The organism is Nocardiopsis sp. NPDC058789, assembly GCF_042745575.1.
Classification (GTDB): domain Bacteria; phylum Actinomycetota; class Actinomycetes; order Streptosporangiales; family Streptosporangiaceae; genus Nocardiopsis; species Nocardiopsis eucommiae.
Window position 1 is genome coordinate 108,884 of the sequence record NZ_JBHYOW010000015.1, and the last position, 12,289, is coordinate 121,172.

The 12,289-nt window shown below is 68.4% G+C and carries 10 protein-coding genes; 3 read left to right on the top strand and 7 right to left on the bottom strand.

Annotated features, from left to right (window positions below; translation table 11 throughout):
• Positions 1–72 precede the first annotated feature (72 nt).
• The 5 genes from ftsX to ACFW3L_RS21675 form a co-directional block, all read right to left on the bottom strand.
• Positions 73–984 (bottom strand): permease-like cell division protein FtsX, encoded by a 912-nt coding sequence (gene ftsX / locus ACFW3L_RS21655; protein WP_378743265.1) that lies wholly within the window; start codon positions 982–984, stop codon positions 73–75.
• An 85-nt stretch (positions 985–1,069) separates the two neighbouring features.
• Positions 1,070–1,759: a cell division ATP-binding protein FtsE gene (ftsE, locus tag ACFW3L_RS21660; protein WP_017542492.1), complete on the bottom strand. Its 690-nt coding sequence runs from the start codon at positions 1,757–1,759 to the stop codon at positions 1,070–1,072.
• A 338-nt stretch (positions 1,760–2,097) separates the two neighbouring features.
• A complete protein-coding gene (gene prfB / locus ACFW3L_RS21665; protein WP_378743267.1) occupies positions 2,098–3,216 on the bottom strand; it encodes a peptide chain release factor 2 in 1,119 nt (372 codons plus the stop codon).
• A gap of 159 nt (positions 3,217–3,375) precedes the next feature.
• Positions 3,376–8,256: an NAD-glutamate dehydrogenase gene (locus tag ACFW3L_RS21670; protein WP_378743269.1), complete on the bottom strand. Its 4,881-nt coding sequence runs from the start codon at positions 8,254–8,256 to the stop codon at positions 3,376–3,378.
• A 366-nt stretch (positions 8,257–8,622) separates the two neighbouring features.
• Entirely contained in the window at positions 8,623–9,369 is a 747-nt protein-coding gene (locus ACFW3L_RS21675) for an HAD family hydrolase (protein ID WP_017542489.1), read from the bottom strand.
• Positions 9,370–9,502: 133 nt separating this feature from the next.
• Here ACFW3L_RS21675 and ACFW3L_RS21680 point away from each other — a divergent pair, with 133 nt between their 5' ends.
• Complete coding sequence (locus ACFW3L_RS21680; RefSeq protein ID WP_017542488.1) at positions 9,503–9,985, top strand: hypothetical protein; 483 nt, start codon at positions 9,503–9,505, stop codon at positions 9,983–9,985.
• A gap of 106 nt (positions 9,986–10,091) precedes the next feature.
• Positions 10,092–10,370 (top strand): hypothetical protein, encoded by a 279-nt coding sequence (locus ACFW3L_RS21685; RefSeq protein WP_378743271.1) that lies wholly within the window; start codon positions 10,092–10,094, stop codon positions 10,368–10,370.
• A gap of 152 nt (positions 10,371–10,522) precedes the next feature.
• On the opposite strand, the gene ACFW3L_RS21690 is transcribed toward ACFW3L_RS21685, so the two are convergent.
• Together ACFW3L_RS21690 and ACFW3L_RS21695 are read right to left on the bottom strand one after the other, a co-directional pair.
• Positions 10,523–10,837 carry a DUF397 domain-containing protein gene (locus ACFW3L_RS21690; RefSeq protein ID WP_378743273.1) on the bottom strand — a complete coding sequence of 105 codons (315 nt, stop codon included), beginning with the start codon at positions 10,835–10,837 and terminating at the stop codon, positions 10,523–10,525.
• A gap of 2 nt (positions 10,838–10,839) precedes the next feature.
• Complete coding sequence (locus ACFW3L_RS21695) at positions 10,840–11,655, bottom strand: helix-turn-helix domain-containing protein (RefSeq protein WP_378743295.1); 816 nt, start codon at positions 11,653–11,655, stop codon at positions 10,840–10,842.
• A 209-nt stretch (positions 11,656–11,864) separates the two neighbouring features.
• On the opposite strand from ACFW3L_RS21695, the gene ACFW3L_RS21700 reads away from it, so the two are divergent.
• A complete protein-coding gene (locus tag ACFW3L_RS21700) occupies positions 11,865–12,182 on the top strand; it encodes a hypothetical protein (RefSeq protein ID WP_017542484.1) in 318 nt (105 codons plus the stop codon).
• The last annotated feature ends 107 nt before the right edge of the window (positions 12,183–12,289 follow it).

Genomic DNA, 12,289 nt, shown 5'->3' on the forward strand with positions numbered 1-12,289 from the left:
TTCATGCGTCCGGGGGGCCACGTCGTGTGGCCCCCCGGTACCCGGCGCCCGCCTGATTCCGGCGGTGACCCGTCAGACCTTCAGGTAGCGGCGCAGGGTGAGGAACGAGGTCACGGTGCACAGGAGCACACCGAGGATCATCGAGACTCCGATGACGTACAGCAGCGAGCCCGTGCCCAGGGCCACGTCGAACTGGAACCACTCCTCGATCTGGGTGAGCAGCGTGTACCTCGTGGCCACGATGAACCCGGACGCGATGACACCACCGATGAGACCGGCGATGGCGCCTTCCAGGAGGAAGGGCAGCTGGATGTAGAAGTTCGAGGCACCGACCAGGCGCATGATGCCGGTCTCCCGGCGGCGGCTGTAGGCCGACAGCCGGATGGTGTTGCCGATCAGCAGCGCGGCGGCGGCCAGCTGCACACCGGCGACCACCAGGGCGGCCCACTTGAGACCGTCGAGCAGCCCGAAGAACTGTTCGAGGACGCGCTGGTCGTTGGAGACGGAGTCGACACCCGCGGCCCCGTCGACGGCCGCGCGCACGGTGTCGTAGTTGTCGGGGTTGGTGAGCTGCACCCGGTAGTTCTCCGGGATGTCACCCTCCTGCGCGGCCTCCGCGAGGGCCTCGTTGGAGGAGCCGATGCGCTCCTGGAAGTCGGCCCAGGCCTCGGCGGCGGTGAGGTACCGGAAGTCCTCGACCTCGGACAGCGACGTCAGCTGCGCCTCGAGGGCCTCGCGATCCTCCTCGGTCGCCGCGCCGTTCTCCTGGCAGGCCGCGGTCGGTGAGATGTCGTTGCACATGTAGATGGTCAGCGTGATCCGCTGGTCCCAGTAGTTGCGCATCTCGGAGACCTGCTGGTTGACCAGCAGACCGGCACCGAACAAGGCGAGGGAGATGGCCACGGTCGTGATGACCGCGATGGTCATCGTCAGGTTGCGACGTAGGCCGATCCACGTCTCGGAGAGAACGAATTGTGCTCGCATGATCTGTTAAAGGTCCATCCTTCGGGGCTTCGCCGTGCCGGTGGTCTCGCGGTCGCCGACCGCCCGGCGACGAGCGTGCCAGGGGTCAGTACGCCTGGCCGTAGACGCCGCGCGTCTGGTCGCGCACCACCAAGCCCTCTTCAAGCTCGATCACGCGCTTGCGCATCGAGTCGACGATGGCGGCGTCGTGCGTCGCCATGACGACGGTCGTGCCCGTGCGGTTGATTCGGTCCAGCACCTTCATGATGCCGATGGAGGTCGCCGGGTCGATGTTTCCGGTGGGCTCGTCGGCCAGCAGGATCTGCGGGCGGTTGACGAAGGCGCGGGCGATGGCCACGCGCTGCTGCTCACCACCGGAGAGTTCCCCGGGCATACGCCCGGCCTTGCCTTCGAGCCCCACGAGTTCGACGACCTCGGGGACGACCTTCTTGATGAACCGCCGGGGCTTGCCGATGACCTCCAGGGCGAAGGCGACGTTCTCGAAGACGTTCTTGTTCGGCAGCAGGCGGAAGTCCTGGAAGACGCAGCCGATGCGGCGGCGCAGGTGCGGGACCTTCCAGTTGGACAGGCGCGCGAGGTCCTTGCCCGCGACGTGCACCCGTCCCTCGTTGGGCTTCTCCTCCTTGAGCACCAGCCTGAGGAAGGTCGACTTGCCGGAGCCGGACGGGCCGACCAGGAAGACGAACTCGCTCTTGTCCACGTCGATGGAAACACCGTCGAGCGCGGGGCGCTTCTGAGTTGGGTACAGCTTGGTGACGTTATCGAAGTGGATCACAGGCGCATCACAAGGCTCTCGAAGGTATGGGCACCCGGCGGACTGAGCTCCGCGCGGGATCGTACCGGCCGCATGGCCACCGACAGTTTAGAGGGGGCAGGGGCCCGGATTGTCCAGGTCCTGTCGCACCCGAGAGATCTGTGGAGATCAGAGCACTATCGGACAACAGCCACGAGCATATCGGAGGTGTCAACCGATGATAACGTTCACATATAGCAGTTTCGGTAAAACTGCGGAGTCGTGCGCGTCACCGGCGGGCTACGGGGCGGGTTCCACCCCTCCTGGTTCCACTCGTGCGACCGGGCGTGTCCCCGCCGCTCGGGCGGGGACGCCACGGGTCAGTTCTGCTCGTTCTTCTCCCGGCTGCGCATCCAGCGGATCTCGGCGTCGATGAACGCGTCGATCTCGCCGTCGAGGACGCCGGAGGTGTTGCCGGTCTCGGCGCCGGTGCGCACGTCCTTCACGCTCTGGTACGGGTGCAGGACGTAGTTGCGCATCTGGGTTCCCCAGCTGCTCACCGAGTCACCGCGGATCTCGTCCAGCGCGGCCTGCTCCTCCTCGCGCTTGCGGGCGAGGAGCTTGGCCTGGAGCATCGACATCGCGGTCGCCTTGTTCTGCAACTGCGAGCGCTCGTTCTGGCAGGAGACCACGATGCCCGTGGGCATGTGGGTGATGCGCACGGCGGAGTCGGTGGTGTTGACGCCCTGACCGCCGGGACCACTGGAGCGGTACACGTCCACCCGCAGCTCGGTCTCGTCGATCTCGATGTGGTCGCTCTGCTCCACCATCGGGACGACGTCCACGCCCGCGAACGACGTCTGGCGCCGGTTCTGGTTGTCGAACGGCGAGATGCGCACCAGCCGGTGGGTGCCGTGCTCGCCCCGCAGGGTGCCGTAGGCGAAGGGGGCCTTGACCGCGAACGAGGTGGACTTGATGCCCGCCTCCTCCGCGTAGGAGGTCTCGTAGACGTCCGTGGGGTAGCCGTGCCGCTCCGCCCAGCGCAGGTACATGCGCTGGAGCATCTGCGCCCAGTCGGCCGCGTCGACGCCGCCGGCCTGGGAGTTGATGGTGACGATCGCTTCGCTCTCGTCGTGCGGCCCGTTGAGGAGCGTGCGCACCTCCAGCTCACCGATCTCCTTGCGGAGCTGTTCGAGCTCACGGTCGGCCTCGGCCCTGGTGTCGGGGTCGTCCTCGGCCTCGGCGAGCTCGTAGAGCACCCCGAGGTCGTCGAGGCGCTGCCCGATGCCGTTGACCTTGTTGACCATGGACTCCAGGCTGGAGAGCTGGCGCGTCACCTTCTGCGCGTTGGCCTGGTCGGCCCACAGTTCGGGGTCCGCGGACTGCTCGCGCAGTTCGGCGATCTGGGTCTGCATCGCCTCCAGGTCCAACACGGCGGTCACACTCGCCAGGGTCGCCGCGAGTTCCTTGATTTTCTCTGCTGGGTCCAGTTCTGCCACGGGACCCAGTGTAGGTCCCAGCGGGAGGGCGCCCCCCACTCGTGCCCGCCGACCCCGCCCGGAGAGGCCGCCGTCACGGTTCGGGTCCCGGGGCGGGCACGGGCCCGGACACGCCGGAGGGGCGCCCGGTCGTCCGGACGCCCCTCCGTGCTCGGTCGGCTAGTCGACCAGCGAGCGGATCGACCGCAGGGCCACCGAGAGGGTGGCCAGGTCGAAGCGCTCGTTCTCCTGGATCTCCGAGAGCGTGATCCCGGCGCGCTGCACCGAGTCCTCGTTCTGCTCGGCCCAGGTGGCGATCAGCTCCTCGTTGGAGCCCTCGCCGCCGGACTCCAGCACCCGGTTGGTGAGGTCCGCGTGCGCCGAGTACAGGTCGTCGCGCAGCGCCGAACGCGCCATCGTGCCCCAGCGGTCGTCCCGGGGCAGGTCGATGATCCGCTCACGCCACCAGCTGATGTTGAACCGGTCGGCCAGCTCGAAGTAGAGGCTGGCGACCCGGTCGGCCGGCTGGCCGGTGCGGTGCGCGATCTCCACCAGGTCCAGAGTGGAGTAGGCCGGGACCATCACGGCGACGCGCTCCGCGAGGTCCTCGGGCACGCCCAGCGAGGTGTACCGGTCGCGGCGCTCCTCGAAGGCCTCCAGGTCGCGTCCGCGCAGCAGCTCCCGGAGCTGCGGCAGCACCTCGCCCACGCCCTCCGCGAAGAAGCCGATCTCGCTGGCGAGGTCGAACGGGAAGGTCCGGTTGCGCAGCAGCCACCGGGCGGAGCGCTCGGCCAGCTTGCGGATCTCCAGCAGCAGCACCAGCTGGCTGTCCACGGAGATCTCGTGGTCCAGCTCCTCGATCTCGCCCCAGTACTGGCGCAGGCCCAGGATCTCCTGCGTGACCAGGTAGGCGCGGGTGATGTCCGCGGCGCTGGAGCCCAGCTCCTCGTTGAGGCGGAACGCGAAGGTCGTGCCCGACCGGTTGACCATCTGGTTGGTCACCTGGTTGACGATGATCTCGCGGCGCAGCGGGTGCGACTGCACACCGGCGGCGAAGCGGTCCAGCCGCAGCGGAGTCGGGAAGTAGTCCGTCAGGGTCGACGCCAGGTACGGGTCGTCGGCCAGGTCGGACAGCCCGATCTGCTCCTTGAGGCTGATCTTGGTGTAGGAGAGCAGCGTGGCGAACTCGGGGCCGGTCAGCCCCTTGCCCTGGGCACGGCGCTCGGCGATCGCCTTGTCGGAGGGCAGGTCCTCCTGCTTGCGCTTGAGGACCTTGGTGCGCTCCAGGTGACGCATGTAGCGGCCGTGGACGTGCAGCATCTCGTGGGTCTGCTTGCGCGCGGCCGCCAGGACGGCGTTCTGGGAGTAGTTGTTGTCCAGGACCAGCGACGCGACCTCGTCGGTCATGTCGATGAACAGCTGGTCGCGGTCGGCCTTGGCCATCTCGCCGGACCGCACCTCGCGGTCGAGCATGATCTTGATGTTGACCTCGTGGTCGGAGGTGTCCACACCGGCGGAGTTGTCGATGAAGTCACTGTTGACCCGGCCGCCCTCCCGGGCGAACTCGATACGGGCGGGCTGGGTCAGGCCCAGGTTGCCGCCCTCACCGACCACCTTCACGCGCAGCTCGGTGGCGTCCACCCGCACCTGGTCGTTGGCCTTGTCGCCCGCGTCCGCGTGGGTCTGGCCGCTGGCCTTGACGTAGGTGCCGATCCCGCCGTTCCACAGCAGGTCCACCGGCGAGGTGAGCACGCACCGGATGAGCTCGTCCGGGGTGAGCGCCGTGACGCCCTCGTCGATCCCCAGGACCTCGCGGACCTGCGGGGTGATCGGGACGGACTTCGCGGTGCGCGGGTACACGCCGCCGCCCTCGGAGATCAGCGACGGGTCGTAGCTCTCCCAGGTGCTGCGCGGCAGGCGGAACAGGCGCTCGCGCTCGGTCCACGAGACGGCCGGGTCCGGGTTCGGGTCGAGGAACACGTGCCGGTGGTCGAAGGCGGCCACGAGCTTGATCTTGCGGGACAGCAGCATGCCGTTGCCGAAGACGTCACCGGACATGTCACCGATGCCGACGACGGTGAAGGGCTGCTCCTGGACGTTGACGCCCATCTCGCGGAAGTTGTACTTCACCGACTCCCACGCGCCCCGGGCGGTGATGCCCATGGCCTTGTGGTCGTAGCCCACGGAGCCGCCGCTGGCGAAGGCGTCGCCCAGCCAGAAGCCGCGTTCCTCGGAGATCGCGTTGGCGGTGTCGGAGAAGGTCGCGGTGCCCTTGTCGGCGGCGACCACCAGGTAGGAGTCGTCGCCGTCGTGCAGCACGGTGCGCTCGGGGTGCACGACCCGGCCGTCGACCAGGTTGTCGGTGACGTCCAGCAGACCGCTGATGAACTGCTTGTAGCAGGACACGACCTCGGCCATGACCTCCTCGCGGCCTCCGCCGGCGGGCAGGCGCTTGCAGACGAACCCGCCCTTGGCGCCGCTCGGCACGATGACGGAGTTCTTGACCATCTGCGCCTTGACCAGGCCGAGGATCTCCGTGCGGAAGTCCTCGAACCGGTCCGACCAGCGCAGGCCGCCGCGGGCGACGGAGCCGAAGCGCAGGTGGACGCCCTCGACGCGCGGCGAGTACACGTACATCTCGAACCGGGGCCGCGGGTGGGGCAGGTCCGGGATCTCCTGCGGGTTGAGCTTGAGCACCAGGTAGGGGCGCCCCTCGGCGCCGCCCTGGTAGTGGTTGGTGCGCAGGGTGGCCTGGATGACCGCGAGGAACGAGCGCAGGATGCGGTCGTGGTCCAGGCTGGCCACACCGTCCAGCTCGCTCTCGATCTTGCCGACGATCACGTCGCCGCGCTCGGCGCGGCCCTCGTCGGGCTGGTCGGGGTCGAAGCGGGCCTCGAAGAGCTCCACGAGCAGGTTGGCGATCCCGACGTTGGCGACGAGGACGTCGGCCAGGTAGTCGGGGGTGAAGGTCGATCCGGTCTGGCGCAGGTACTTGGCGTAGGCGCGCAGCACGGTGAGCTGACGCCAGTCGAGTCCGGCGCGCACGACCAGGGCGTTGAACCGGTCGGACTCACCGAGGTCGCGCCAGGAGGCGTCGAAGGCGTCCTCGAAGAGGGCCTTGAGACGGCCCGGGGAGAGGTCGGAGGCCTCCAGCGGGCCCAGGCCGAAGTCGTAGATCCAGACCCGGCCCACCCCGCCGACGGTGATGTCGTAGGGCAGTTCGTCGACGACCTCCACGCCCAGGTGTTCCAGGACCGGCAGGACCTGGGAGAGCGAGATGGGCTGACCGATCCGGGCCAGGCGGAAGCGCCAGGTCCCGGGGGCGGCGCCCTCGGGCTGGTGGAGGCTGGCGGAGAACTCGCCCTCGCGGTCCTCGTCGGAGGTGCGCTGGAGCAGCTCCTCGATGCGGAGGATGTCCCGGGCGGCGACCCTGGGGTCGTTGTCGATCTTGTAGGCCTCGGTGAGCCCGGGGCCGTAGCGCTCCTTGAGCGTGGTGGCGCGGGTGGGGCCGAACTCGTCGACGAGCGCGTCGTCGAAGTCGGCGTCCCAGGAGCGGGCCGCCTGGCGGACCTTCTCCTCCAGCTCGACCTGGTCGATGTCCGCGAGGGTCTGTCCGCTCTGGGCGCGGGCCACCAGGTAGAGGCGGGCCAGCGGGGCGGCGCCGATCATCACGTTGTGGTCCATGGTGGCGCCGTGGAAGGCGTCGGCCAGGACCTTCTGGATGTCGAGGCGCACCTGGGTGCTGTACTCGTCACGCGGCATGTACACGAAGCAGGACATGTAGCGGCCGCCGTACGGGTCGCGGCGCATGAACAGCTTGGTGCCGCGCCGGTCGCGGAGCCGCAGCACGCCGCGCACGATGCTGTAGAGCTCGCCCACGGGGATCTGGAGGAGTTCCTCGCGCGGGAAGGTCTCCAGGAGCTCGATCAGGTCCTTGCCGTCGTAGCTGTCGGCCTCGAACCCGGCCAGGGCCAGGACCTCGGCCTGCTTGCGGCGCAGGATCGGGATCTGCGCGATGCTGCTGGTGTTGGCCTGGGACGAGAACAGGCCGAGGAAGCGGCGCTCCCCGACGATGTTGCCCTGGGCGTCGAACTTCTTGACGCTGATGTAGTCCAGGTACTTGGGCCGGTAGACGGTGGCGCGGGAGTTGGCCTTGGTGAGCACCAGCAGGTAGGGCTCGCGGGCCTTGCCGCGGATCTCCGGGGGCAGCGCCGAGAACCGGGTGGAGGCGGACGGGTCCATGCGCAGGATGCCCAGGCCGCTGCCGGGCTCGGGGCGCAGGGAGTCGTCGCCGTTCTCGTCGGTCACCAGGGCGTACTCGCGGTAGCCGAGGAAGGTGAAGTGGCGCGAGGCGATCCAGCGCAGGAAGTCGACGCTCTCCCCGATCTCGCGGGGGTCGACGCCGCCGGCGACCAGGCGGTCCGGGTAGGCGGAGAGCTCGTCGGCGATCCGGATGACCCGGTCGCTCATCTTGGCGGAGTCCTCGTCGGCGTAGCGGACGTCGTTGAGGACGCGCTCCAGCCGGGTGGTGATCTCCTTGACGCGCTCGGGGTCGCTCTGCCGGTCGATCTCGATGTGCATCCACGACTCGTCGACGGGCAGGAGGCCCTCGCCGCCGATCTCCGGGTCGATCTCCATGAGGCGGCCGGACAGGTCACGGCCGACGGTCATCTGCGGGTGGATGATCAGCCGCACTCCGGCGCCCAGGTCGCTGAGGGCCATGGTCACGGAGGAGACGAGGAAGGGCGCGTTGTCCGTGACGATCTCGACGATGCTGGTCTGCTGTTCCCAGCCGTCCCGTTCGAGCGTCGGCGTGTGGACGCGGACCTTGGCCCGGCCCGGCGCACGCTCGGCTCCGAAGGCGTGGTGGACCTCGGCGGTCCCGCAGATCTGCTCGGGGCTGCGCCCGCTGATCTCCTCGGGGTCCGTGTGCCGGTAGTAGAGGGGAAGGAAGGCGCGGACCGCGTCGGCGGCCTCGGGGCTCAGTCGGTCCCCCGGACTCCACCGGGAGGCCGCGTCCTTGAGCAGCTTCTGGAGGATGACGTCGGATTGCCCGGACATAGGGATCTCTCACTCCTTTGTGAGCAACGTCGCACGAGCGCGGAAGTGGACACCCGGTCATGTGACGTGTGTGGCTCGTCAAGCGACCTGTGAACTTCTGTGGCTGGCTTGTGAATTCTCGTGAGGTCCTTGGGCCGCAAGGATCCCACGAGGGCGTTGGTTGGGTTGGTACCTGTGCGCACAGGTGGCGTCAAACGAGGTCGGGACGTCGTTGTCCCGGCCTCTGCACGGCCCCCACTCAGTGGGGACCGACCCCAGGCTACTGCTTTTCGCGCACGAGAACAGGACCAACACCGTTACAGCACGGTTACGCACTGTAAGACCTGGATTGCGGCGGACACCGGAGGAGCCGTGTGCCCGGTGCGGTCACCGCGTCGTGGCCTGGTGGACGGCGGTCATCACGGCCCGGGGATCGCTCAGGTCCGGGAGCACGATCTGCGCTCCGGCGTCCCGTAGCTGCCCCTCGGTCGTGGACCCGTTGAGCACCGCGACGGGGATCGCGCCGCCGATCAGGGCCGCGCGCACGTCCGGGGCGGAGCCGGTGACGAACACCGTCTCGTCCTCGGCGTAGGCCCGGCCGCCCTCACCGGAGGCGTGCAGCCTGATGGACTGGATCAGGCTGGACTTGGGGTAGTTGACGGAGCCGAACCCGCCCACCGCGAGGTTGAGGTGGGTGTCCAGGCCGAAGGCCACCAGCTTGGCGATGGCGTTGGCCCGGGTGCTGCCGCTCACCACGGTCTGCACGGTGTCCGGCAGCGCGGCCACGGCGGCGAGGGAGGCGGCGGCGCCGGGCATGACCCGGCCCTTGGCCAGGAGCTGTTCGTGGCGGGAGGCGAAGGAGGCCTCCAGGGCGGCGAGGAAGTCGCCCAGGACCTCGGTGTCGGGTTCGAGCTCGACGTAGTTGCGGGCGCAGAACTCGAAGAACATCTCGGAGTCGGTGCGGCCCGAGGCCGAGGTCAGGTAGACCAGCGGCTCGCCCGTGACCTTCTCGAAGGCCTCGGCGTAGGCGGCCCGCATCACCTGTCCCACGTCGAGGAGGGTGAGGTCGATGTTCCATAGCACCAGGCGGCTGATGGCTGACTCCTCGGCGTCGGGGTTCGGGGACGCCACCATTGTGCCGGATGGGCGATTCAGGGAGGAAACGGAGTCCGCACCCGGCCACCGCCGGAGCGGCCGGGGGACCCGCCGCGTCCCATCCACGCGGACGCCCGTGAGCGGACGTACCCCTCCCCCGAAGGAAGGTTCCATGACCGGATTCCGGAAGCTCTCACTGCTCGCCGCGACGGCGGTGGTTCTGACCGCCTGCTCCCCCGGCGGCCCGCCCCGCGACGGGACGGCGGTCGTCGGCGACGATCCCCGCGTCGTCGTCCACGACCTCTCGTTCGGTCCGGACATGCTCCTCGTCCTGACCCTGGAGTACGTGCCGGAACACGGTTGCCTCCTGGTGCGCACGATCGACGCCGAGACCGGGGAACCCGGGGAGGTGCTGACGCCGATCTGGCCGAGCGACGTGGAGCCCCTGAACACGGGAGGGCAGGCCGGGGTCACCGTTCCGGAGGTGGGTGAGTTGGTGGACGGTGACTCCTTCACCAGCGGGGGCTCCCACACGGACGCCTCCGAGCTGGACGAGGTCCCCGACCTGCCCGGAGAGTGCCTGCCGGAGGGCGGGTTCGTCACGATCAACCAGGGTTCGGTGGAGAGAGGTGCCCCCGTCCCGGGCCAGGAGTGACACGCGGGGCAAACGGCGTCTCGGCTGGTGGCCGGATGGGGCCACTCCCCCGTTCCCGCTCCTTCCGAGGCGTACCGTGATGGTCCCCGCGCCCCCTGGAGGCCCCGTGGACGGCAAGGACGTGCTCGCCCTGACAGCAGGTCTGATCGGCGGGATGGTCGTCGTGGCCTACCTCGGCGGGGGGCTCCTGGGCAGGGTGTTGGACGGCGACGGTTCCGCGCTCGTTCCCCTGATCCTGCTCGCCTCGGGGACGGTGGTGGCGTTCGCCGCCCTCAACGCGTGGCTGGACTGGGACTCCGACGGCGGGAGCGGTGGTGGCGGCGGTGGCGGTGGCACGGGCAGCAGCGGAGACGGTGGGGACGGAGGGGGCGACGGCGGGGGCTGAGCCCGACGCAGCCCCGCAGAGGCGACGCCCACCGTTCGTGATCCGAGCGGGCATCGGGGGCAAGGAATCTTGTCCCGGGCCAGGAGTGACGCGCGAGGCACACCCGACGGCGTCCCAGCCCGTGGCAGGGCCGGGACGCGGACACGGGCACCTCAGAGGTGCGAGGGGCGGGCGGCGATCAGCTGTGCGAAGGCGGTCCACTCGGCGGCCCCGATCGGCAGGAAGCCGTGGTCGGGGTTCTTGGAGTCACGGATGGCCGCACCGGTGGGCAGGTCAGCGACCTCGACGCAGTTTTCCTGGGAGGAGGAGTGGGAGGACTTGCGGAAGGCTGGAGCGACCTGGGCTACCTCGACGCAGTTGTCCCCGCCGGATGAGTAGGAGGACTTGCGGAAGGTGAGGATGGGCGCGACCTCAACGCAGTTGTCCTGGTGCCCGGAGTAGGAGGACTTGCGGAACTCCAGAAGCATGATCAGGCTCGCTTGTCGTATTCGGCGGCGATGGATTCGATGAGGTCGAGAGACTTCTTGGGATCCAAGGCCAGGTTGTGGATGCCGTCGAAGATCAGCGTATGCCTATCCACGTACGCCTCGTCTTCCACGTACAGGGATTCCGCCCCTGTGGAGATGCTGACGATCCCCGGTTCCGGGCTGGGGAAGTCAAGCAGTGCGAAGGCCCCTTCAACTGCCGGGTGAGCTCCCGACTCGAACGGCAGCACCAGCACGGTTACCTTGTAGTGCGCGGCCATCCCCGCCAGAAAACACAACTGTTCCACCATCACCTTGGGTGATCCGACCACCCTGCGTAGAGCAGCTTCGTCGATGACAGAGACGAATCGGGGCCCGTTGGGAGCATCGAGGACGCTTCGGCGGGCCATTCGAGACTCCACCTTGCGCTGGGTATTTTCCGGCGGAACGATCTGACTGGACTCGAAGATCGCCGCAGCATAGTCGGGAGTTTGGAGTAGCCCAGGGATCAGCAAGGCCTCGTACGAGCGGATTCGGACCGCCTCGGCCTCCAGGTCAGGCAGCGGCCCAGTGAAGAGGTCAGCGTACTTGTGCCAATCGCTGCGCCCGCGAGCTTCCTCAGTCAGACTGAGAAGATGCGCCCGCTCCTCCCCCTTCACCCCATAGAGCGTAAGGATCGCCTCCACGTCCTTCACGGCCGGACGTCGCCACTCGTTGCGCTCAGCACGAGTGACTTTAGTGGGGGACCAGCCAAGTTCCTTGGCCACCTCAGGCGAGGAGAGACCGGCTTCGGCCCGCAACCTCCGCAGGGCAGCGGACAGTCTGCGGCGCCGCACGCCTGGAGCATGGCCTGTTCCTGTCACGAATCCTCCTTCTAGGGGGTGTCTCGATCGTAGTCCCGACCTTCAATACGAGAATAACTTGAACAGAATCAAGAAGACTGCTTGAACTTGACTTTGCACAAGTTCATACTGGAGTCAGCGGGACACCCATACCGGGTGTCGCCTCCTCTACGTAGGGAGCTGACTCCATGGCGTCAACCTTCGTGCCTGATGTCGAGCTGTACACCGAGGTCATCCAGATCATCCGGGGCGGTGAGCCCGACGAGAACGGGATCTCGCTGGCGGGGCGAATCTCACCGCTGGCTCCGAGCTACAACACGCAGACCTGCGCGTGCTCCTGCGTCGCGATCGGGCACAGCTTCTGGGAGCGGCTCGACCGGCTGAACCCCTACCGGAAGGACAGCGACATCTGGATGCGTGTCCTCCTGGAGGGCGACGACGAGGGCGGTCTTCCCGAAGGGGCGAGTGTCGTCGAGACGAGGCGGGTGAGCTACCGCGTCCGCTAGAGCCCCTTCCGTGCCGTTGGGCGGCGCCGTCCTCGCAACGCGGCGCCGCCCATCCGCACGGCCGGACACGCTCAGCGTCCATGCCGACCCGGTCTCCAACCCGTAGT

Bases quoted from the DNA above. Each gene is read 5' to 3' on its own strand.
- ftsX (WP_378743265.1), bottom strand. From the start codon at position 984: ATGCGAGCACAATTCGTTCTCTCCGAGACGTGGATCGGCCTACGTCGC.
- ACFW3L_RS21670 (WP_378743269.1), bottom strand. From the start codon at position 8,256: ATGTCCGGGCAATCCGACGTCATCCTCCAGAAGCTGCTCAAGGACGCG.
- ACFW3L_RS21675 (WP_017542489.1), bottom strand. From the start codon at position 9,369: ATGGTGGCGTCCCCGAACCCCGACGCCGAGGAGTCAGCCATCAGCCGC.
- ACFW3L_RS21680 (WP_017542488.1), top strand. From the start codon at position 9,503: ATGACCGGATTCCGGAAGCTCTCACTGCTCGCCGCGACGGCGGTGGTT.
- ACFW3L_RS21690 (WP_378743273.1), bottom strand. From the start codon at position 10,837: ATGCTTCTGGAGTTCCGCAAGTCCTCCTACTCCGGGCACCAGGACAAC.
- ACFW3L_RS21700 (WP_017542484.1), top strand. From the start codon at position 11,865: ATGGCGTCAACCTTCGTGCCTGATGTCGAGCTGTACACCGAGGTCATC.